The organism is Sulfurimonas crateris (genome assembly GCF_005217605.1).
GTDB lineage: Bacteria > Campylobacterota > Campylobacteria > Campylobacterales > Sulfurimonadaceae > Sulfurimonas > Sulfurimonas crateris.
The window spans coordinates 467,290-488,622 of record NZ_SZPX01000001.1; the positions used below are offsets into that span (position 1 = coordinate 467,290).

A 21,333-nucleotide genomic window follows, 5' to 3' on the forward strand; every position below is an offset into this window, starting at 1 on the left:
TATCTATCTAGAGAATAAAAATCCAAATCCTACTCTGCTTTGATGGTGATTATAATCTACCAAACTTGCCCCGTAGCCGTTAAATATCTTAATATACCAGAAATTGTTTTTGGAGTTTCCTGTAGGGTGTGACCATTCAGCCTTGATAGAGCCTCTGTTATTTCCGTTAAAACGAAGATTGTTTTGCCATGTCAAATCAAACTGATGCTTTTTAAGAAAATAGTTTAACTTTAAATGCCCATACCCAAGATAAGAGGTTATATCTTTGTTATCATCTCCTGCATCTGCTACCCATGCTCTAACGCTTGCCATAAAATTTCCATTGTAAAAAATGGACTCAAAATAGATTCTATTCCATGACCTAGAGAGTGGTGCTCCCATCCCGTTTGACTCATGCAAAAAGCCAAACTTAACAGCTTTAAATCCAAACTCAGAGAACTCTTTATCTTCAATAGGCAAGGTAAGCCATACTTCAGGTCTGTAGTTTGTTTCACGAAATGGAGAAGAGTCTGAATAAAGCTGCCACCACACCTCTTGCGTGTATCCCAAACTTATTATCTCATTTAAGCCAAATAGATTGTAGCTTAGATCTTTTTTTAAACTTATTTGAAATTCTGCTTCGATATTTTTGTCAAATTGTTCATAGTTTGGGTAGATGGCAGGATCTTTTTGTTCATAATCTTTTGTTGTATATGCAAAAGGAAGAAAATAATTTTTTTCATATGGAAGCAAGCCGAAGTTACTAAAAATTTTTGCCACCATCGTCTCTCTTGAATCTGAATCTTTTGGCATATCAAGATGTTGAAAAAGAAAAAGTTTTTTTGCTTCATCTTCATTTGTTTCTGTAGCTTCGATCTCTTTACTACTATCTATCTCATGAGCCATAAGAGAATAGTTCACTGCTAAAAGCAAAGCAATAAAGAGTGAAGAGGCATTTTTCATATAAAAATATTTACTTAATGATTGTTATGCAATCTTCGCCTTTGGGGACAAGACACAAAAAACTATATGCTTCATCTCCTAAGGTTTTGTAGCTATGGGAAAGACCTGCAGGGATAAGCAGAACACCGCCCGCTTTTGCTTCAAAACTCTCATCTCCGATTTGTACAAGTGCGCGTCCAGAGAGCACATACTGCTCGTGCTCTACGCTATTTGTATGAAGAGGCATATGTCCGCCCGCTTCTATTATAAAGTTTCTCATCGCAAAATTTGGTGACTCATCAGGAGATAAAAGCATCTTCATCGAGACCCCTTTACCAGCACTTTGAGGAGCTGCCTCAATTAAATCTATCTGTTTATGTAGGTACATTATAGCCTCCTATAATAATATTTTTGGTAGCATATCATAAATTGTGTTTGATTTACTTGGGGGAGTGTTTATGAAAATTGCAAATAATATAACGGAACTGATAGGGAATACACCTTTGGTCAGATTAAATAAAGTATCAAAGCTGACGGGTGCGAATATAATTGCAAAGTGTGAGTTTATGAATCCTACAAGTTCTGTAAAAGATAGAATAGGTTTTAATATGATCAGACGTGCGATAGAAGCAGGGGATATAACGGATAGTACTACAGTAATCGAGCCGACAAGCGGTAACACTGGAATTGCACTTGCGGCAAACTGTGCAGCGCTTAATATAAAACTTATTTTGACAATGCCTGAATCTATGAGCTTGGAGAGAAGAAAGCTGCTTAAGGCGCTTGGCGCCGAGTTGGTTTTGACTCCCGCGCCGCTAGGGATGAGCGGTGCCATCGCAAAAGCGGATGAGCTTCAAAAAGAGATTCAAAACTCAATAGTTCTGCAGCAGTTCAAAAACCCTTCAAATCCTGAGATCCATGAGTTGACAACTGCGAAGGAGATACTTCGCGATACGGATAATAAATTGGACGCTTTTATTGCAGCGGTAGGAACTGGAGGCACTCTGAGCGGTACATCAAAAGTCCTAAAAAAGGAGATAGCAAATATTGCAATATTTGCGGTCGAGCCTGCAAGTTCTGCCGTGCTTTCAGGTGAGAGTGCAGGTCCGCACGCTATACAGGGTATCGGCGCAGGATTTATTCCTGACACTCTGGACACGACCGTATATGGTGAAGTGATAAAGGTGAGCAATGAAGATGCTATAAACACCGCAAAAATGTTAGCAAAAGATGAGGGTCTGCTTGTAGGTATATCGGCTGGAGCAAACGTATATGCAACGATGCAGATCGCTCAAAGAGCGGAGTTTAAGGGAAAAACTCTTTTGACCGTTCTTTGCGATACAGGCGAGAGGTATCTAAGTACAGAACTCTTTGATGAATAAACTTTTTTTAGAAACAATACGGGTTGTTGATGGAGAGGTTTTTAACATACTCTACCACCAGAAAAGATATGAGAGTGTACTGAAAAAATTTAATATTAAAAATCCGCAAAACCTGCTTGAGCATATAGAGCCTCCAAAAGTAGGAACTTACAGATGCCGTTTGCTTTATGATATATCTAAGATGCCCCATACTGTTGACGTTACATATCATGAGTATAAAAAAAGAGATACAGGCTCTTTAAAACTTATCTACGATGACAATATAGAGTACTCTTTAAAGTCTGCAGACAGAGGTAAATTGGAGGCTCTTTATGAGCAAAGAGGCAGCTGTGATGATGTGTTGATAGTAAAAAACTCTCTTATAACAGATACTACGATAGCAAACATAGCTTTTTATGACTCAAATAGATGGTTGACTCCAAAGCAGCCGCTTCTAAAGGGAACTACCAGAGAACTGCTACTTATGGAGAAAAAAATATTTGAAGAGGATATCTATGTAGAAGATCTAAAAAAGTTCTCTAAAGTCGCACTTATGAATGCTATGATAGATTTTGATATAATTACAAAAAACATAAAGGAAATTTTTTGCTAGATAACCTGATAGAGGATAGAGATTTTGCAAAAATAATGCAAAAAAACATAGAGAGCCTAATTATCCTTCTTTTTGAAAAAGATCAAAATTTCGGCATTTTGTGTAAAATCGAGCAGATAACTTTTGAACCCGCACTGCCAAGTGAGATAAGCGCAGAGTTTAGACCGATGACACTCTTTTTTCTTGCCGGATATACTTTTGATACTGCAAGCATAGTAGGGGATAAATTGGTTTTTGAAGCCGGTTTTGGCTCTGATAATTTTGGCAGTGTAGTAAGTGTGCCGCTTTTGAGTATTATGCAGATAATAGTAGATGAGACACCGCTGCTGATAAATCTATCAAGCTATAAGAAAGATAGTGATAAACCTGCTAAAAAAACTGATGAAGGTGGAGTGAAAAACTCGATGGCATCTTTTTTATCAAACCCTGAAAACTCAAAGTTTTTTAAAAAATAGCCTTTTTTCGAGGTTATACCTTATTTAGAGATAGAAGATAGTTTACGACATTGTCGACGAATGCATCATGTTTTCTCTCTTTAGAGTATGCAATATAGAAACTTCTCTCTATTTTATAGTTTTTAAGTCTTGCTTCAAAAAGCTTTCCTTCGGCAACTTCATTTGCTATAACATGCTTTGACATAACCGAAACAACCGGTCTCTCTGTGGTCGGATCTGCATGCAGAATCGACTCTTTGATCGCCGTTGGACTGCCTAAAATACCAAGAACATGAAAGTTGCTACACTGAACACCCATCTCATCAAAAACTTCACTTGTCAATTTTCTTGTATGAGAAGCCTCATCTCTGCATATCCAGTCAAATCCAAGCAGATCATCTGCAGTTAGATGTTTTTTGAGTGGCTGGTTTGAAAAAACAACAAGTTCATCTTGTACCCACTCTCTGTAGATAATACCGTCTCTAAATACAGGAGACTCTATAAGGGCAATATCGATCTTTTTGTCTTCAAGCTGGTCTATCATTTCGCAAGATAGTCCTACATTCATATATACGTTGTTGTTTATTCTCTTTTTTATCTCGCTGAGATAGTTTGGCAGAATATAGTTTCCTATCGCATTTGATGAACCGACAACAAAAGTAAAGTCCTTATTGATGATCTTTAAGAGCTCTTTTTCACTGTTTACAATCGCTTTTTCAAGTCTTAATGCTATCCTAAAAAGATCTTCACCCTCTTTTGTAAGAAGTATGCCGTTCTTTTTTCTCTCAACTATTTTCGTATCAAGGTAATCCTCGATAAATTTGATTTGTTGAGTAACTGCTGGCTGAGAAATGCCGAGTTTTGCAGATGCTTTTGAAAAACTTTTCTCTTTTATGACCATCAAAAAGGTTTGTAGTTTTGCAAAATCTTTTAACATAATAATTCCTATAAGTTTAAATAATAAGCGAAAGTATAACCCATTATTATAATTAATGCAATAGTTTTGTAATAATTTATAACTTTTTGGCTATAATAATTTAAACCAATATGAATAGTGGCAAAGATATGGAAAAAATATTTAGCAAATTAAATGAGTCGCAAGCTTCTGCTGTAAAAACAACAGAGGGACCTGTGCTAATTTTAGCCGGTGCAGGAAGCGGTAAGACTACGACGATAGTCTCTCGTTTGGCATATCTTATAGAGGGAGTCGGGATCCCCGCTTCTAATACGCTTACACTGACATTTACAAACAAAGCAGCAAAAGAGATGAGAGAGCGTTCATACGCAATGATGGACAATCCCGCTTATCCGCCTCTGCTTTGTACATTTCATAAGTTCGGGCTGCTTTTTTTAAAGTTTCATATACATCTTTTAAACAGAGAGAACAACTTTGTAGTAATCGATACCGATGACAAAAAAAGAATCATAAAAAAGATAAACAGCGAGATCCCGACACCGCTGATCGCGAGTGAAATATCAAGATATAAAAGTTCCCTTTTGAGCCCAGATGATGCCTACAAACAGTCAGAACTATTTAACTACCAGCAGATCGCAAAAGTTTATGAAGAGTATGAAGCTTATCTGCTTGAGAACAATTTAGTCGACTTTGATGATCTGATAGCTTTGACATACAAGCTTTTAAATGAGAACGAAGAGTTGGCTCGTGCGACATCCGAGCGCTACCGCTACATTATGGTAGATGAGTATCAAGATACAAATGAGTTGCAGCTGAAGCTTCTGCAAAAGTTGTGCAGCTCGCACAACAATATATGTGTCGTGGGTGATGATGATCAGAGCATTTACGGCTGGAGAGGCGCTCATATACGAAATATAATGGAGTTTGATCAGGATTTTAAAGATACTGCGGTCTTTAAACTTGAGGAGAACTACCGCTCGAAAGACCCTATTTTAAAAGTCGCAAATGCGCTTATAGAGCATAACCGTTCAAGACTCGGTAAAAAGCTAATACCTACACGAGGCGGCGGTGAGGATGTAACGGTTTTAAACTCAAATGATGAGAATGAAGAGGCAAGAAAGATCGCTTCAAAGATCACGAAACTTTTGGACTCAGGAGTAAAAGCCGAAAATATAGCGGTGCTTTACCGAGTAAATGTTTTAAGCCGCTCTATTGAAGAGGGGCTTAACCGTGCAGGCATAGCCTATAAGCTCGTCGGCGGTCTTAGATTTTACGACAGAGCCGAGATAAAAGATCTTATAAGTTACATAAGAGTGATAACCAATTTTCATGATGACTTCTCATTTAAACGTATCATAAACAAACCAAAGAGAGGTCTAGGCAAGGCTAGCGTTGATAAAATAGAGCTTGCTGCGCATCAGAAGGGCACCTCTATGTTTGAGTATATAAAAAAGAGCCCGCTATCAGAGTTGGAACAGCTTGTAAGACAAAAAAATGCAAAAACTCTTAAGAAGTTTGTAAAGGATATTCAAGCAGTAGCAAATTCGGTAACGGAATCTACCTATAACTTTATAGATGTCTTAGAAGATACTTTTCATCTTAAAGATATATACAAAGGTATGCCTGATGAGACGGAGAGAGTTCTAAATATGGATGAGTTTTACGGTCTGTTTAGAGATTTTGTAAAGAACTCTCCAGAATCTTCGCTTGATGAATTTTTAAATGAGCTTACGCTTCAGAGCGAACAGGATCAGGTTGAGGGCGAGAGTATCTATATGATGAGTATTCATGCCTCAAAGGGTCTTGAGTTTGACCATATATTTATCATAGGAATGGAAGAGGGCTTTTTACCTCTTGTTGGCGATGGCAGTGACCTTGAAGAGGAGAGACGTCTTGGATATGTCTCTTTTACAAGAGCAAAAGAGACGCTTACCCTATCTCACGTGGAGAGCAGATTTTACAAGGGAAGAAGAAGCGATCTGCAAAAAAGCAGATTTTTTAATGAGGCCGGACTTTGTGAGGGTTCACTGATAGTCGAGAAGAACACCGCTTTTAAAAAGGGTGATCTTGTCAGACATAAAATATTCGGAACAGGAAGAGTGACGGGTGTGAGCAAATCAGGAAGAGAGTTTAAGCTTAATATTAATTTTGCCGGCACGAAAAGAGATATATTGGCATCATTTGTAGAAAGACTATGAACAGGCTCTTTGTTGCATATAAGCCTACCGGAGTGAGTTCTAACTTCTTTTTGACCAAGTTAAAAAGAAAGTATAAAACGAAAAAGGCCGGTTTTTCGGGAACTCTTGACCCGTTTGCAAAGGGTGTGCTTATAATAGGGATTGGGTCGTACACGAAACTTTTTCGTTTTTTAAATAAAACACCTAAAGTTTACAGAGCGACTCTTTGGCTTGGAGCAAGGTCAGACTCGTTGGATACGGAACTCATAGAAGATGTAGAGATATTAAAAGAGTTTAGTGAGTCTGATATTTTGCGAGTTTTAAAATCTTTGGAGGGCGAACTTGAATATGAGCCTCCGATATTTAGTGCAAAACGCATAGATGGGCAGAGAGCCTATGACTTAGCAAGAGCAGGCAAGGAGTTCACTTTAAACAAGATCAACTCTACTATTTACAGCACTAAGCTTATAAGCTACTGCCATCCGTTCGTTACCTTTGAAGCGAGTGTATCGGAGGGGACTTACATCCGCTCACTCGGTCTTATCATAGCAAAAAGACTCGGGGTTGAGCATGGAAGTCTTAGTGCTCTGGAAAGACTTAGCGAGGGGCAGTTTAGATATAATAACGAAGAGTCTTTGGATATTAAAAAATCTTTAAATATCAGAGAGAACTTTTATAGAGGAGATGCTGATAATCTCAAATATGGAAGAGTTCTTGCTTTAAAAGATCTAGAGATTAAGGATGATGGGGTGTACTGGCTTGATAGCGGTAGTTTCATCTCGGTTATAAATATAGCAGATGCAGAAGTAAATTATGAATTAGGTAGGATTGAATGCTAGTATTATCCAGAAAAACAGATGAGGCTATTGTTATCGGGGATGATATTGTAATTAAGATCATCTCTATAGATAAAGGTGTTGTAAAGCTTGGTATTGACGCTCCTAAAAGTATCTCCATAGTCAGACAAGAGCTCCTTGAAGATGTAAAAGATGCAAATATAGCATCCTCTAAAGAGACAAAGTTAGATGATCTGACTATGCTTAGCGCCATACTTAAAAAATAAAAGAGAAGATCTATGAAGCTTTACAAGGCGTATGCAAAGGTAAATATATTTTTAAAAATTACCGGCACGCGTGCAAGCTACCATGAGATAATCTCAAGATTTATGAGAGTTGACTCTCTCTATGATGAACTCTCATTTGCTCCCAAACAGAAGGGTCAAGAGTTTGAAATAGTTGGCGAGTTCTCATGCGATACTAAGCAAAACAGTATCTATAAAGCGTATATAGCTCTTCTTGAAGTCTTGGATGAAGAGGCAGCCGCCTCACTTAAAAATCTCATGAGCAGATATGGGGTCAAGGTTATAAAAAGGATTCCCGCGTTTGCAGGACTTGGCGGAGGAAGCAGCGATGCTGCCACATTTTTAAAGATGTGCAATGAAGTTCTTCATCTTGGACTCTCTTTAAATGAGCTCTCGGCTGTAGGAATAAAAGTAGGGGCTGATGTTCCGTTTTTTATTTATGGCTATGATAGCGCAAATGTAAGCGGAATAGGAGAGGTCGTCGAGGAGTTCAAAGAGGAACTTCTTGATCTTGAAGTATTTACTCCAGATGTTGAGATAAGTACGCCAAAGGTCTATACGCTCTACAGAGAGCAGTTTTACAACCCGATAGATGGGTTTGAAGTAGAGAGGTTGAAAAAAACAGCCTCACGGGATATACTAGATCAGATGAGTGCGGATGAGGCAAACGATCTTTTTAAACCTGCGCTTCAGGCGTATAAAGAGCTAAAAAACTATTACAGACACGGACACTTCTTCAGCGGAAGCGGAAGCAGTTTTTTTAGAGTTAAAGATGTTTAAATGGCACTAAGCTGGAACGAGATAAAAAACAGAGCGATAAATTTTTCCAAAGAATGGGAAGCTGAAGAGAGAGAACATGCAGAATCTCAAAGTTTTTGGAATGAGTTTTTTAATATTTTCGGCATCAGCAGAAAAAGAGTTGCTTCCTTTGAAGAGCCTGTAAAAAAACTAGGCGAAAAAAGAGGACGGATTGACCTTTTTTGGAAAGGTGTTTTGCTCGTTGAACACAAATCAAAAGGCAAAGATTTAGACAAAGCCTACACGCAAGCACTAGACTATTTCCCCGGATTAAAAGAAGCGGAACTTTTGCTAAGCCCATCTTTGAGCATTTTATGAATCATTTTTACTTCAGCTTTCTTAAGCATTCATCTCCTTTCAATTTTTTGAAAAGAGACTTTAACAAAATTAATTTGTTTCTTTAAGCTTTCGGTTGTAAAAACTACTTTTTAGCAGCTTTTTATACTGCCCATTTTAACTCCGCCGTTGACAAGTATCACACACAGAACTAGCCGCCAACCTCTTTCGTGCGACGCAAGCAGAGGAAAAACTTAAACGAGACAATATCCAAGGTAAAGTAAATGCCAACCAAACGCACCATGAAGTGGGTAAGAAAATAAGGCAAACCATTAAAGAATTAGGCGGAGAGATGCCAGAAAATTTATCAAGCCCAGAAAAGAGTTTGAAGAGCATAGAAAAAGAGCAGGCAAAATTTCAAAAGAAATAAGCTTTTAAAATGTGGGTACTTAGGCTTCATTGAACAGATTGTAAAATAATAATGAAAACTATAATTAATAGTATAATGGTAAATAACTTGATTTTAACATATAAAATATGTATAATTAACATTTAAATATTAAATAAATAGGCTTTTACCATGTTGGCGTCATTAAAAATAGATGAATTACTGCAACAGACCAAAAAAAGTGTCAGAAATGAACGCATTGCTTTGGGGCTTACCCAAAAAGAGTTTGCAAGTTTTGTAGGCTTGAAGTATGCGACCTACCGAGTTTTTGAACAAGAGGGAAAGATTTCGTTAGAGAACTATTTATATATTTTAAGCGCCCTCAACAAAAGCATAGAGTACAAAAGATTTCTAGATGGATTTGAGTTTGAAAATGACAAAGAGCGCGCCAGAGTAGAGCAAGATAAAAAACCAAGCATTGTTTTAAAACCGATTGTTTCACCTTCTCAAAAGCAGATTACACTCGATAAAGGGATTTTTGGAAATGAGCTTTTTTATAGTGTCAAAAATGGGCATGTTTATGAGGTTAGCACTTTTATTTCGATTGTGCTTGCAAATTATAACGATGAGAGGTTAATGCTTCTTTTGCGTTACTTCGGTGCTGATAGGCTCAAGCCCCATATACTCAAAGCAAAAAATAAAGATTTGCTGCAAAGATTTAATAAGCATGTGGCTTATTTGAAAAAAAAGGCATAAAGTGCTAGAAAAAACAAAACAAGTTTTAGAAATACTTGCAACGGATAAGCTTTTTAAAGAGCATGATATTCGATTTGTAGGCGGTACGGCGCTTTCTCATCTTATCAATCATCGTTTGTCTGAAGATTTGGATTTTGCTATGCTTGAACTATGCAAAGATGAGATTAAGACGACGATGCAAGACTATGGAGCTATAAAGATTGAACATAGCAATACGGCAAGAGACTACGCGCATAATGACGGAGAAAATCTTGACGACCATCATCTGAAATATCTTGTGGACGGTGTAAAAGTAGAATTTTTTGTACCTCCGTTTAACATCTTTGAAAAAGAGATCTGGACTAGCGAACCCACTGCAAGCTATCAAACAGCACATCTCAAAATTGCTTCATTGAAGACTATTATGTATATGAAAACGATGGCATTTTGGAATCGAAAAAAGTATCGTGATTTGTTTGATGTTTATTACGTTTTAACGCATGTTGACGGATATAATCCAAAAGATTTTGTAGAGACTTATTTACAATACAATATTACCTACACAAAAGAGATGTTAGTAGCAAAAATCAAAAGTAAGCTAGAGTTTTTCGAGAGAGATGATGATGAGGGAATCAGTGCTTTGGTGCTAGATGCAAAATCGTACGAATGGTATCGTAAGAAGATTGAAAAATTTATTTATGAGCTCTACCTTGAAGAGCTGTATGGTCTGAACTAAAATAAAAAGTCTTGAAAAACGTGAGTGCCTAGGTATCATTAATCAGATTGTAAAATAATGCAGATATAATAAAAAAAAATATGGAGAAGCAATAGGCAATGGGCGAAACAATAGCAAAAAATAAAAAAGCCTATTTTGATTATTTTTTAGAGGAGAAGTTTGAAGCTGGTTTGGTGCTTAAAGGAAGCGAGATAAAGGCTATAAGAGCCGGACGCGTAAACCTAAAAGACAGCTTTATACGTTTTGTAAACGGCGAAGCTTTCTTGTTTAATGCACATATCGGAAGATTAGAGACTACGCATCACTTCTACGCTCATGAAGAGAGAGGTAGCAGAAAGCTTCTTTTGCGCAAAAAGCAGATAGTAAAGATGATAAAAGCGGTCGAGAAAGATGGCTATACCGTTGTTCCTCTGCAGCTCTATTTTAACGATAGAAATATAGTAAAAATCCAGATTGCCATAGCAAAAGGAAAACAGCTTCACGACAAGAGAAACGACCTTAAAGAGAAAGATATGAAGCGTGACATTGAGCGCTCTATGAAGGATTATTGATGAGGTTTGTCTCTTTTTTTCTTTTTTTTGCAACTGCTCTTTTTGCTCTAAATATAGAGATAGCAGACTCTAATGTTACAAACGGAAGAACCGCTCTTTTAGAGTTTAAAAAAGAGAAAAATATCGAATACAGAAGTGTTCTCTTTGATGATAAAAGTTATAAGATCTTTAAAAATCCTCTGGATGATGAGAGGTTTTACGTGCTGCTTCCTATCAGCTACTACGAAAAGCCATCTGATAAAAAAGTAGAGATCTTTTATGTAGAAGATGACAAAGAGAGAAGCAAGTCGCTATTTTTTAGAGTAGAGAGTGCGGATTATGAGAAAGAGACACTTAGTGTCGATAGCTCAAAAGTCACTTTAAGCAAAGAGGATCAAAAAAGAGCTTCAAAAGAGTATGCCGAGGCAATGGCTCTCTATAAAACTACAACTAAGCAAAGCTACATCTCATCAGAGTTTATTGTCCCAATGGATAGTAAAATAACAAGCGAATTTGGAAAAGCCAGAGTTTATAACGGCTCACTTAAGAGCTACCACGGCGGAACTGATTTTAGAGCAAATGACGGCACTCCGCTTATAGCGTGTAACAACGGAAAAGTAGTTTTGGCCAAAGATAGATTCTACTCCGGCGGTTCTGTTGTTATAGACCACGGGCACGGAATATACTCATGCTATTTTCACATGAGCAAGCTTGACGTAAAAGAGGGCAGTATGGTAAAAAAGGGTGAGACAATAGGTCTATCCGGAAGTACAGGAAGGGTCACGGGACCGCATCTTCACTTTGGGATAAGAGTCGCCGCCCAGCAGGTCGACCCGCTTCAGTTTGTTGAGCTGATAAATAAAAATCTATTAAAAGGTACAAAATGACACTATTTCAGATCTTAATGCTTGGAGCTTCGGCATTTTTTGCATTTAAAGTTTATGAGCATATTCAGACTCTTCAGGATGAGGAGCCTCAAAAAGATAAACGTACTCCATCTTCATTTGACCCGGAGTCATTGGTGATAAAGGCGGACGAGGCATTTGAGAACGGCGACCTGCCGACGGCGATCGCTCTTTTTAAAGAGGCAAACGCAAAAGTGCCTCAGGAGTCTGATATTCTCTTTAAGATGGGCTACATTTTAGAGCAGCTTGGAGAGAGGGACGAAGCGTTGAACCACTACAAAGAGGCTCTTGAGAGCGATAAAGATAATGAGTATATACACAACTCAATAGCATCTATTTATAGAGCAAACGAGGAGTTCGTATCTGCAAAGATGCACCTCAATGCGTCTTTAAGTATCAATGAGAACAATCCTGTAACATACTACAATTATGGAAACCTTTTAGTCGATATGAAACATTTTGACGAAGCTAAAGAGATGTATAAAAAAGCCATTGAAATAGATGAAGATTTCAAAGAGGCAAAAGAAGAGCTAGAGAAACTAGGTTAGGAGTTAGGATGAAAATTTCCGAGATATATCAGTTTTTAAATGAACTTTCGCCTTTTGAACTTCAAGAGAGCTGGGATAACTCAGGTTTGCTGCTTGGAGATTTTAACCAAGATATACAAAAGATAGTTCTTAGCATAGATGTTGATGAGGCTCTTATAGAGTCCATGGAGGAGAACACACTTCTAATCACACACCATCCACTAATATTCGGCGGGCTTAAACAGCTTGAGTTTAGCCGTTACCCTGCAAATCTGATCTACAAGATGATACAAAAGAATATCTCAAATATCTCAATGCACACAAATTTTGACCAGACGCATCTAAACGAATATGTGGCAACTGAAATATTGGGGTATAAGATCGCCCAAAAAGAGGGATTTGTCGCATATCTGGATATAGATGAGGATTTTGACGTTTTTGCAAAAAAGGTCGCTGCTGCATTCTCTCTGCCTCATGCAAAATGTGTAAAGAGTTCGCCAAGAGTAAAAAGAGCAGCTCTGACTACCGGTTCTGGCTGCTCTTTGATCAAGTCGATCAAAGCCGACTGTTTTTTAACGGGAGATATTAAATACCACGATGCCATGGAAGCAAAGAGCATTAATTTGTCTATGATTGATATAGGTCATTTTGAGAGCGAACACTTTTTTGCAGAGATTTTACTTAAACATTTGAAAAATTTAGGTTTAGAAGCTATAATTTCATCATCAAAAAACCCTTTTACTTATATTTAAGCAATTGGTACAACTATTTAATCCAAAAGGAGATTAATGAACTTACACCTAAAACAGCTAATTGACCTATCACAGATCGACAAAGAGATAGATGCCTTTGAACCGCAGATAGAGGAAGCAAACTATAAACTTGAGGCGGCTCTTGCTAAAAAACAGAGTATAGATTCTGATATTGAAAATCTGACAAAAGAGATCAAAGACGAAGAAGTAAAAAAGAAGAAGAATGAACTTCATCTTCAAGAACTTTCTCAAAAACTTGAAGATAACTCTAAAAAAAGCTCTGAAGTAAAAACTGAGCGTGAGATGAAATCTCTTCAACTTGAAGAGGAGATCGCAAAAGAGCAGGTAACTTTTGCAAATGAAGAGATCGAGAGACTTGAGAGAGTTATCGCTCTAAAAACAGAACAGGCAGATGCTGCAAAAGAGTCTCTAAAAGAGCTAGATGCCAACTTGGCGTCAATTAAAGCTGAGGTAGATGAAAAGCTGGAAGTTATTAATAAATCCCGTCAAGAAGTGTTTGTAAAAAAAGAGAAATTAATCTCTGAGATGAATCAAAAAGGTCTTGCGTTTTATCAGAAGATTCGCAGATGGGCTAAAAATTCAACTGTTGTACCGGTAGAAGAGCAAGCTTGTATGGGTTGTCATATGGTTATAAGCGACAAGATTTACGCTGACGTTATCAAAGCTGAAGAGATTACAACTTGTCCACACTGTGGTCGTATTCTCTACATGGAAGCTCACGAAGAATAGGCTTGAAGCCGTTTAGCATTCTCTACTTTACCTTAAGCGTAGCGCTCTATTTGGTAGCGCTTCCGCTTTTGGTATATCTCTCTTTTAAACATAAATACAGAGAGTCGATTCCGGCTCGTTTTTTTCTTTTTAAAAATCCAAGATTTAAAAGCAGTGACGGTATCTGGTTTCATGTATGCTCTTTGGGCGAAGCAAGAGCTCTTGGCCCGATCTTAGATCTTTTAAAAGATCAGGATATCAAGATAACTACGATAACACATACAGGACAAGCACTTGCAAGAAGGTATGACGCAGAGGTAAGATATCTGCCATATGAGATGTTTGTGCCGTTTTGGGCGAAGAAACAAAGGGTACTTGTGGTTTTAGAAGCTGAGTTCTGGTTTATGCTCTTTAGTGTTTTAAGAGCAAGAGGAACAAGAGTAATACTTCTAAATGCCCGCATATCCGAAAAGAGTGCAAAAAAGTATCTTCAATTTGCATGGTTTTATAAAAAACTGCTCTCAAACGTAGAGATGATCTATGCACAGAGCGAAGCGGATAAAAACCGTTTTTTAGCCCTAGGTGCAAGAAATATAGAGGTTGTCGGAAATATCAAGCTCTCAGCGGAGATAAAAAAAACGCAAGAGTATAAAAAGCCCGAGTGTGAGTTGATAGTTGCGGGAAGCACTCATGAGGGTGAAGAAGAGAGCGTTTTAAAATCATTTATAGAGTATAGAAAACAGAGTGATGCAAAGCTCGCTATAGTTCCTAGACATCCTGAGAGATTTGAAGCGGTCTATGAGCTTATGAAACGATATGCCAATGATTACTCTTTGAGCATAAGTCGATTTTCACAGAGCAGAGAGTTTGACTCAGACTTGATCCTAGTCGATGCAATGGGTGAGTTAAACAATATATACGCGATAAGTGATATAGCAATTTTAGGCGGTGCGTTTAGGGATGATGTAGGCGGGCACAATCCGCTTGAACCTGCATATTTTGGATGTAAAATAATTACGGGAAAACACTTCTTTCATCAAAAGGAGCTTTTTAAGTATGTCCATCATGTTCAATATGTTGAGAGCGATGAGATACACAGAGCGCTTATGGCATCAAAAGAGCTGCCGCCTAGCATGGTTGAAGAGAAGATAGACTTAAAACCGGTAATAGATAGAATAATAAAAAATTAAGGAAATAATTTAAAATGGCACTAGAAAAAGCGTATAAACTTTTAGCATCCCAAGAGGGAATCTCAAACTCTGCAGCAAAATCAATGATAGATAGAGGTTTGGTCTATGTAGGCAATAAAAAAGTTATGATCGCCCGCGGAGACTTGGATGCAAAAACTCATTTCAGGGTTGAAAAAGTAGAGAAAATAAAGCCTATTTTTGAAAACAGTGACTTGATCGTTGTAGACAAACCTGCACACGTTAACTCGGATGAGATAGAGAGACAGTTTAAGCCTGCAGTTCTTCTTCACAGACTCGATCGCGAGACAAGCGGCGTTTTAATGCTTGTAAAAAACGAGGAGTTTCGTCAAAAGGCAATTGAAGAGTTCAAAAAAGATAGAGTTTACAAAGAGTACATCGCATGGGTTGAGGGAATTATAAGTGAGCCGGTTGAGATAGACAAGCCGATACTCACTACAAAAAAGAACAATCGTGCATCTTCAAACGTCTCTACAAAAGGAAAGCCCGCAAGAACTGAGGTCTTCCCTGATCTGGTAAGCGGCGGAAAGACAAAGATCAAGTGTATTATCCATCATGGAAGAACGCATCAGATAAGAACGCATCTTAGATATATAGAACACTCTATTATCGGAGATGAGCAGTATGGCGGAAGACGTGCAAAACGCGTGATGCTCCATGCTTATAAAGTAAGACTTCTTGATATGGAGTTTACTGCACCTGAACCAAAGGTTTTTGTGAATTTTGAGTAGTAATGAGAGTTTGTGGTATCTCTATATTTTAAAATGCAGTGATGATACTCTATATACGGGGATAACTACCGATCTGCAAAGAAGAGTAGAGGAGCACAACAATTCGCCAAAAGGTGCTAAATATACGCGCATAAGAAGACCTGTGGAGCTTATCTATTGTGAGTCACATAAAGATAAAAGCGGTGCGACAATAAGAGAGATAGAGATAAAAAAATTATCAAGAACCAAGAAACTGGAGCTGATAAAATGATACGGATCTTTGTTGATGGAGACGCTTTTCCAAACCTTTTAAAACCGATTCTCTTTCGCTCGATCGAGAGACTCTCCATTGAGACATTTGTAGTCTCAAACAAACCCATCACCATCGGCAAATCAAAACTGATAAGTTATATTATTGTTGAGCAGGGTGCTGATGAAGCAGATCACCATATAGTCGAACTTGCAAAAGAGGGCGACTTGGTTATAACAGCCGATATTCCGCTTGCTGACAGAGTAATAGAGAAAAATGCACATGCAATAGATCATAGAGGTGAGCTATACAGCGTTGATAATATTAAGCAATATCTAGCTATGAGAAACCTGATGGAGAGCATAAGAGATACGGGAGAGATAACACGTGGTCCAAAGCCTTTTGATCAAAAAGATGCACACCAATTTGCCAACCAGCTTCATAAATTTTTAACTAAGCACTGTAATATAAAGCATACTTAAAGTAACTTTCAGCTAAAATTCGCCACTTTTTACATTCAAAATTATATTCAAAGAGGAGGGCTATATGTTTGACACATTGACAGATTCATTTACCAATGCTATTAAAAAGATTCGTTTTCATGATGATGAAAAAGCCCTCACAAAGGCTTTGGATGAGCTGAAAAAATCTCTTTTAAAAGCGGATGTAAACCATAAGGTCGTTAAAGATCTTGTATTTAAAGTTCAGATCGAGACCAAAAAGAGAGGGATCGGGAAAGATCAGTTCTTAGCGGCTCTAAGAGAGACTCTCTATGAACTTTTAGAGGTTGGCGGAAACAGAGGCTTTATATTTGCTTCAAAACCTCCTACCGTTATATTGATGACAGGACTTCAGGGTTCTGGAAAGACGACTACAACAGGTAAGCTTGCGAACTATCTGAAAAACAAGCAGAAAAAAGTTCTAGTGGTCGCAGCCGACCTGCAGCGTTTAGCGGCAGTTGAACAGCTGCGTCAGATCACGGCAAAAATCGACGTTGAGCTTTATGAGGATGAGAGTACAAAAAATCCTGTTGAAGTAGTAACGGCAGCACTTAAAAAAGCAAACAGCGGCATATATGACGTTGTTCTGATTGATACCGCAGGTCGTTTAGCGATAGACGATGAGTTAATGGGTGAGCTAGAAGCAGTTAAAAAAGCTGCAAACCCTAGTGAGATATTTTATGTTGCAGACTCTCTTACAGGTCAAGATGCTGTTAAGACGGCTGCTACATTTAAAGAGAAGATCGGAATAGACGGTGTAATTCTTAGTAAGTATGACGGCGATTCAAAGGGCGGTGTTGCTCTTGGTCTCTCATCTCAGGTTCAAGTTCCTCTTCGCTTTATAGGTAGCGGCGAGAAGATGGAAGATCTGGAAGTATTCCTGCCTGATCGTGTCGTAAACCGTCTTATGGGCTTTGGAGATATTGAGGGACTGGCTGAGAAGACTTCATCTGTTATTGATGAAAAACAGGCTAAAAAACTTACTTCAAAGATCAAAAAAGGGCAGTTCAACTTCAATGACTTTTTAGAGCAGATGGAAAGTATGAAGAAGATGGGAAGTATGAAGTCTTTAATAGGTATGATTCCGGGTATGGGAAATATGTCTAAGGCACTCAAAGATTTCGATCTTGAAAATTCCGGAGAGCTTAAAAACATTAAAGCCATGGTCTCTTCTATGACAATGAAAGAGAGAGAGAACCCAGATCTTTTAAACAACTCGCGCAAAGAGAGAATTGCAAGAGGATGCGGACTCACTCAGGTCGAGATAAACCGTATGATCAAGCAGTTTAAAAATGCCGGCAAGATGGCCAAAAAGCTCTCAAGCAAAGGCGGCATGAAAGACCTGCAGGCCATGATGGGGCAGATGGGCGGTGCGGGAGCTCTTAGAAGATAGCTCGCGCGGCATAGATTGAGAGTAAATCTATGAACTTTAAGAAGTTTATAGATTTGCATTCAGAATGCAAAATTTAACATATACAGCAAGTTGAAATATGACTTGCGCAGAGAAGGACAATATTATGGCAACAGTTATTCGTTTAACTAGAATGGGAAGAAAAAAACAACCTTTTTACCGTATCGCGGTAACAGACTCACGTAAAAGAAGAGACGGCGGTTGGATAGAGTTGATCGGACATCACAATCCGATGGTAGCAGAGAAGACAACCGTTGTTGATAACGAGAGATTAGATTACTGGTTAAGCGTTGGTGCTAAAATGAGTGATCGTGTTAAAAAGATAACAGGTCGCTAAGATGATAGCTGATTTTGTCGCACAATTTGCAAGACTTATAGCTTCACATCCTGATGATATAAGAGTTGAAGTAAAAGAGGGCGATGAAACAACTGAAATTTTGCTCTATGCCAATCAAGCGGACATCGGAAAGCTGATCGGCAAAGAGGGTAAGATGATAGGCGCTATTAAGACCGTCATCTCAGGCTGCAAAGCAAAAGACGGTGTGAGTTACCGTATCAATGTCGAAGCAATCTAACAAACTTCTTCATATTGCGACGATCGGCAAGTCTGTCGGTTTAAAGGGCGATATGAAACTTCATATTAATAGTGATTTTCCCGAACAGTTTAAAAAAGGTGCCTCGTTTTTCATTAATGAAAAAGAGAGCCTTACAATAAGTGACATAAATCATGAAAGAGCTCTTGTTAAGTTTTTGGGCTACTCATCACCTGAGGATGCCAAAAAACTTACAAACAAACATCTATATACAACAATAGAGAGAACAAGAGAAGAGTGTCATTTAGAAGATGGCGAGTTTTTCTGGTTCGATATAGAGGGCTGTAGTGTAATTGAAGACGGGAAAGTTTTAGGTGTTGTCCAAGAGGTTGATAGAATCTCGATCACTAATTATTTAATTATAAAGAGTGATGAAAAACTGGTAAAAGAGGGCTTTGCAAAAAGTTTTCTACTCCCTTTTAATAAGCCTTTTACAATAAATACCGACATTGAGAAGAAGGTAATAACCGTTAGCGGCGGTATGGACATTTTAGAAGCTTCATAATGAAATTTACTTTTGTGACGCTATTTCAAAATATAGTCGAGGGTTATTTTTGCGACTCTATTTTAAAAAGAGCAATAGAGAAAGAGATTTTAAGTATAGAGTTTTTAAACCCTAGAGATTTTAGCAGCTCCAAGCACAATAAAGTTGACGATACTTCGGTAGGCGGCGGTGCGGGAATGGTTATGAATCCTCAGCCGCTTTTTGATGCTTTGGATGAACTAAGAGCCAAAGACGAGGATGTTCACGTTGTTTTTTTAACTCCCGTAGCCAAACCTTTTAGACAAAATGATGCTAAAAGATTGGCAAAAAAGAGCCACATAGCTTTTGTGAGTGGAAGATATGAAGGTATTGATGAGAGAGTTATAGAGAAGTACGCCGATGAGGTTTTCAGTATCGGCGACTACATTTTAACAGGCGGTGAATTAGCCTCTTTGGTTATGTGTGATGCAGTCTCCAGAAATGTAGATGGTGTTCTTGGCAATAGTGATTCTTTGAGTATAGAGAGTTTTGAGAGCGAGCTTTTAGAGGCGCCATCTTTCTCCAAGCCGCAAAATTATGAAAACTATTGTGTCCCATCAGAATACTTAAAGGGAAATCACAGTAAAATTCGCTCACTAAAATTAGCTCTATCTGAGTGCAAGACCAAATTCTTCAGACCAGAGCAGCTTTTAAAGCATAGAACAAGGAAATCTTATGAGAAATAAGTACATAGAAAACTTTGAAAAAGCACAAGTGTCTGAGAAAAATATTCCAGACTTTCGCGCTGGTGATACTGTTCGTTTAGCAGTAACAATTAAAGAGGGTGACAAAACTCGTGTACAAAATTACGAGGGTGTCTGTATTGCAAAAAGAGGACAAGGTACCGGTCAAACTATTACAGTTCGTAAAATCGGTGCTAACAGTGTAGGTATTGAGAGAATATTCCCAATCTACAGTGACTCTATTAATGAAATAGCAGTGATTCGTCGCGGTCGTGTTCGTCGCGCTAAACTGTTCTACTTACGTGATCTTGCTGGTAAAGCAGCTCGTATCAAAGAACTTAGAAGAAAATAGTCTTCTAAGTTTCCCCGTACACACATATACTTTTACTAAAAAATACTTCTCCTTTACCCAGTTTAAACATACAATATAGTACAATTAACGCATATCATCTTAATATGTGGAAATAGTATGAGATATCTTAATGATCTAAAAAGTGTTGTTGAGATTAATTCATACACAAAAAATAAGCTAGGCGTTGATGAAGTCGGAGAACTTTTTGATAAATGGTTCAAAGAGTTAGGCTTTAACGTTAAAATAGATGAAAGAGAACTTATAGGTTCTCATCGCTACTACACCTCCAAATACAATAAAAATGCAAAAAGATTGCTGCTGCTTGGTCATTTAGATACGGTTTTTCCTCCGCAAAAATTTGATACTTACCACGAAGATGCTAATTGGGTCTACGGTGCAGGCGTATGCGATATGAAAGGCGGAAATATTGTAGCTCTTCAGGCACTTCGTGAAATCCAAAAACAAAATATTGAGATACAAAACATAGATATTCTTCTTGTTAGTGATGAAGAGAGCGGAAGCGATGACTCAAAATTTTTAACGTCAAAAATAGCAAAAAAATATGATTACTGCTTTGTCTATGAAGCTGCAGGAGCAGAGTTAGAAGTAGTAACAGGCAGAAAAGGCGTAGGCACTTTTTTTATAGATATAGAGGGCAGAGCCGCTCATGCCGGAAATTGCTACAGTGATGGATTTGATGCCAATTTAGAGGCATCATACAAGCTTCAAGAGTTGGTAAAGCTTACCGATCTGTCAAAAGGCACGACAGTTAATGTCGGCAAGATGGAGGGTGGTATAGGAGCAAACACTATATCCCCTCATGCACAATTGACATTTGAGATCAGATATAAAGTTACTGATGAGAGAGACAGAGTTCTCTCTGCAATAGAGAGTATAGTAGAGCACTCTTATGTCAATGGAACAACCTCAAAGCTAAGAGGCGCTATTCAAAGAGATGTTATGCAGACATCGGAGGGAGCTCTTGAGTTGGTTGAAAAAATCCAAAAGATCACCAACACTGCTCTGAAATATGAGGAGCGCGGAGGGGTAAGTGATGCTAATATTGTAAGTTCATGCGGTGTTGTGACACTTGATGGCTTTGGTCCATACGGAGATGGAGATCATACGGTAAAAGAGAGAGCAAGCAAAGAGAGTTTTAAGAGCAGAATAGAGCTAAGCAGAGCACTTTTTACTCATTTTATAGAAAAATCAGATTTTTAAAAG

29 protein-coding genes are annotated in these 21,333 nt (G+C 38.1%); 26 read left to right on the top strand and 3 right to left on the bottom strand.

The features are described 5' to 3' along the window. Positions 1–3: 3 nt before the first annotated feature. Both FCU45_RS02465 and FCU45_RS02470 read right to left on the bottom strand, forming a co-directional pair. A complete protein-coding gene (locus tag FCU45_RS02465) occupies positions 4–942 on the bottom strand; it encodes a phospholipase A (RefSeq protein ID WP_137011924.1) in 939 nt (312 codons plus the stop codon). A 10-nt stretch (positions 943–952) separates the two neighbouring features. Next, on the bottom strand, positions 953–1,309 hold the full coding sequence (locus tag FCU45_RS02470; RefSeq protein WP_137011926.1) for a cupin domain-containing protein: 357 nt from the start codon (positions 1,307–1,309) through the stop codon (positions 953–955). Positions 1,310–1,379: 70 nt separating this feature from the next. Here FCU45_RS02470 and cysK point away from each other — a divergent pair, with 70 nt between their 5' ends. Genes cysK through FCU45_RS02485 form a run of 3 tightly spaced genes read left to right on the top strand, consistent with a single transcriptional unit; the run spans position 1,380 to position 3,350 of the window. After that, positions 1,380–2,303: a cysteine synthase A gene (cysK, locus tag FCU45_RS02475; RefSeq protein ID WP_137011928.1), complete on the top strand. Its 924-nt coding sequence runs from the start codon at positions 1,380–1,382 to the stop codon at positions 2,301–2,303. Then, the gene (locus tag FCU45_RS02480) at positions 2,296–2,895 is read left to right on the top strand and encodes an aminotransferase class IV family protein (RefSeq protein ID WP_137011930.1); all 600 of its coding nucleotides are present in this window, start codon (positions 2,296–2,298) and stop codon (positions 2,893–2,895) included. The genes cysK and FCU45_RS02480 overlap by 8 nt, the downstream gene beginning before the upstream one ends. Next, positions 2,889–3,350, top strand: coding sequence for a hypothetical protein (locus tag FCU45_RS02485; protein ID WP_137011932.1), 462 nt, complete (start codon positions 2,889–2,891; stop codon positions 3,348–3,350). Before FCU45_RS02480 ends, FCU45_RS02485 begins: the two co-directional genes overlap by 7 nt. Before the next feature lie 13 nt (positions 3,351–3,363). Here FCU45_RS02485 and FCU45_RS02490 read toward each other — a convergent pair whose 3' ends face one another. Continuing rightward, positions 3,364–4,266: a LysR family transcriptional regulator gene (locus FCU45_RS02490; protein ID WP_137011934.1), complete on the bottom strand. Its 903-nt coding sequence runs from the start codon at positions 4,264–4,266 to the stop codon at positions 3,364–3,366. Between the two features lie 128 nt (positions 4,267–4,394). On the opposite strand from FCU45_RS02490, the gene FCU45_RS02495 reads away from it, so the two are divergent. The 23 genes from FCU45_RS02495 to FCU45_RS02610 all read left to right on the top strand — a co-directional run bounded on the left by FCU45_RS02495 (position 4,395) and on the right by FCU45_RS02610 (position 21,330). Continuing rightward, positions 4,395–6,443: an ATP-dependent helicase gene (locus FCU45_RS02495; protein ID WP_137011936.1), complete on the top strand. Its 2,049-nt coding sequence runs from the start codon at positions 4,395–4,397 to the stop codon at positions 6,441–6,443. Beyond that, positions 6,440–7,261 (top strand): tRNA pseudouridine(55) synthase TruB, encoded by an 822-nt coding sequence (truB, locus tag FCU45_RS02500; RefSeq protein WP_137011938.1) that lies wholly within the window; start codon positions 6,440–6,442, stop codon positions 7,259–7,261. Before FCU45_RS02495 ends, truB begins: the two co-directional genes overlap by 4 nt. Continuing rightward, on the top strand, positions 7,255–7,485 hold the full coding sequence (gene csrA / locus FCU45_RS02505) for a carbon storage regulator CsrA (RefSeq protein ID WP_137011940.1): 231 nt from the start codon (positions 7,255–7,257) through the stop codon (positions 7,483–7,485). The genes truB and csrA overlap by 7 nt, the downstream gene beginning before the upstream one ends. 12 nt (positions 7,486–7,497) lie before the next feature. Continuing rightward, positions 7,498–8,283 (top strand): 4-(cytidine 5'-diphospho)-2-C-methyl-D-erythritol kinase, encoded by a 786-nt coding sequence (locus tag FCU45_RS02510; protein ID WP_137011942.1) that lies wholly within the window; start codon positions 7,498–7,500, stop codon positions 8,281–8,283. Further along, a complete protein-coding gene (locus FCU45_RS02515; protein ID WP_223175800.1) occupies positions 8,284–8,619 on the top strand; it encodes a type IIL restriction-modification enzyme MmeI in 336 nt (111 codons plus the stop codon). A 538-nt stretch (positions 8,620–9,157) separates the two neighbouring features. Then, positions 9,158–9,721, top strand: coding sequence for a helix-turn-helix domain-containing protein (locus tag FCU45_RS02525; protein WP_137011944.1), 564 nt, complete (start codon positions 9,158–9,160; stop codon positions 9,719–9,721). Between the two features lies 1 nt (position 9,722). Beyond that, positions 9,723–10,436, top strand: coding sequence for a nucleotidyl transferase AbiEii/AbiGii toxin family protein (locus FCU45_RS02530; protein WP_137011946.1), 714 nt, complete (start codon positions 9,723–9,725; stop codon positions 10,434–10,436). A 98-nt stretch (positions 10,437–10,534) separates the two neighbouring features. Beyond that, positions 10,535–10,987, top strand: coding sequence for an SsrA-binding protein SmpB (gene smpB / locus FCU45_RS02535; protein ID WP_137011948.1), 453 nt, complete (start codon positions 10,535–10,537; stop codon positions 10,985–10,987). Continuing rightward, positions 10,987–11,853 (top strand): peptidoglycan metallopeptidase Pgp3, encoded by an 867-nt coding sequence (gene pgp3, locus FCU45_RS02540; protein WP_137011950.1) that lies wholly within the window; start codon positions 10,987–10,989, stop codon positions 11,851–11,853. The genes smpB and pgp3 overlap by 1 nt, the downstream gene beginning before the upstream one ends. Then, entirely contained in the window at positions 11,850–12,419 is a 570-nt protein-coding gene (locus FCU45_RS02545) for a tetratricopeptide repeat protein (protein WP_137011952.1), read from the top strand. The genes pgp3 and FCU45_RS02545 overlap by 4 nt, the downstream gene beginning before the upstream one ends. Positions 12,420–12,427: 8 nt before the next feature. Then, entirely contained in the window at positions 12,428–13,150 is a 723-nt protein-coding gene (locus tag FCU45_RS02550) for a Nif3-like dinuclear metal center hexameric protein (RefSeq protein ID WP_137011954.1), read from the top strand. Between the two features lie 36 nt (positions 13,151–13,186). After that, on the top strand, positions 13,187–13,900 hold the full coding sequence (locus FCU45_RS02555; protein WP_137011956.1) for a zinc ribbon domain-containing protein: 714 nt from the start codon (positions 13,187–13,189) through the stop codon (positions 13,898–13,900). Positions 13,901–13,902: 2 nt separating this feature from the next. After that, positions 13,903–15,069: a lipid IV(A) 3-deoxy-D-manno-octulosonic acid transferase gene (waaA, locus tag FCU45_RS02560; protein WP_137011958.1), complete on the top strand. Its 1,167-nt coding sequence runs from the start codon at positions 13,903–13,905 to the stop codon at positions 15,067–15,069. Positions 15,070–15,083: 14 nt separating this feature from the next. Continuing rightward, a complete protein-coding gene (locus FCU45_RS02565; RefSeq protein ID WP_137011960.1) occupies positions 15,084–15,818 on the top strand; it encodes a pseudouridine synthase family protein in 735 nt (244 codons plus the stop codon). Next, positions 15,811–16,068: a GIY-YIG nuclease family protein gene (locus FCU45_RS02570; protein ID WP_246032213.1), complete on the top strand. Its 258-nt coding sequence runs from the start codon at positions 15,811–15,813 to the stop codon at positions 16,066–16,068. Before FCU45_RS02565 ends, FCU45_RS02570 begins: the two co-directional genes overlap by 8 nt. Continuing rightward, entirely contained in the window at positions 16,065–16,529 is a 465-nt protein-coding gene (locus FCU45_RS02575) for a YaiI/YqxD family protein (protein WP_137011962.1), read from the top strand. Before FCU45_RS02570 ends, FCU45_RS02575 begins: the two co-directional genes overlap by 4 nt. Positions 16,530–16,593: 64 nt before the next feature. Beyond that, positions 16,594–17,940, top strand: a complete 1,347-nt coding sequence (gene ffh, locus FCU45_RS02580) for a signal recognition particle protein (protein WP_137011964.1) — start codon at positions 16,594–16,596, stop codon at positions 17,938–17,940. Between the two features lie 124 nt (positions 17,941–18,064). Then, the gene (gene rpsP, locus FCU45_RS02585) at positions 18,065–18,295 is read left to right on the top strand and encodes a 30S ribosomal protein S16 (protein ID WP_011372086.1); all 231 of its coding nucleotides are present in this window, start codon (positions 18,065–18,067) and stop codon (positions 18,293–18,295) included. Between the two features lies 1 nt (position 18,296). Next, on the top strand, positions 18,297–18,533 hold the full coding sequence (locus FCU45_RS02590; protein ID WP_137011966.1) for a KH domain-containing protein: 237 nt from the start codon (positions 18,297–18,299) through the stop codon (positions 18,531–18,533). Further along, positions 18,517–19,056 carry a ribosome maturation factor RimM gene (gene rimM / locus FCU45_RS02595; protein WP_137011968.1) on the top strand — a complete coding sequence of 180 codons (540 nt, stop codon included), beginning with the start codon at positions 18,517–18,519 and terminating at the stop codon, positions 19,054–19,056. The genes FCU45_RS02590 and rimM overlap by 17 nt, the downstream gene beginning before the upstream one ends. Beyond that, the gene (trmD, locus tag FCU45_RS02600; protein WP_137011970.1) at positions 19,056–19,760 is read left to right on the top strand and encodes a tRNA (guanosine(37)-N1)-methyltransferase TrmD; all 705 of its coding nucleotides are present in this window, start codon (positions 19,056–19,058) and stop codon (positions 19,758–19,760) included. Before rimM ends, trmD begins: the two co-directional genes overlap by 1 nt. Beyond that, a complete protein-coding gene (rplS, locus tag FCU45_RS02605; RefSeq protein WP_137011972.1) occupies positions 19,750–20,109 on the top strand; it encodes a 50S ribosomal protein L19 in 360 nt (119 codons plus the stop codon). Before trmD ends, rplS begins: the two co-directional genes overlap by 11 nt. A gap of 117 nt (positions 20,110–20,226) precedes the next feature. Beyond that, the gene (locus FCU45_RS02610) at positions 20,227–21,330 is read left to right on the top strand and encodes a M20 family metallopeptidase (RefSeq protein ID WP_137011974.1); all 1,104 of its coding nucleotides are present in this window, start codon (positions 20,227–20,229) and stop codon (positions 21,328–21,330) included. Positions 21,331–21,333 lie beyond the last annotated feature (3 nt).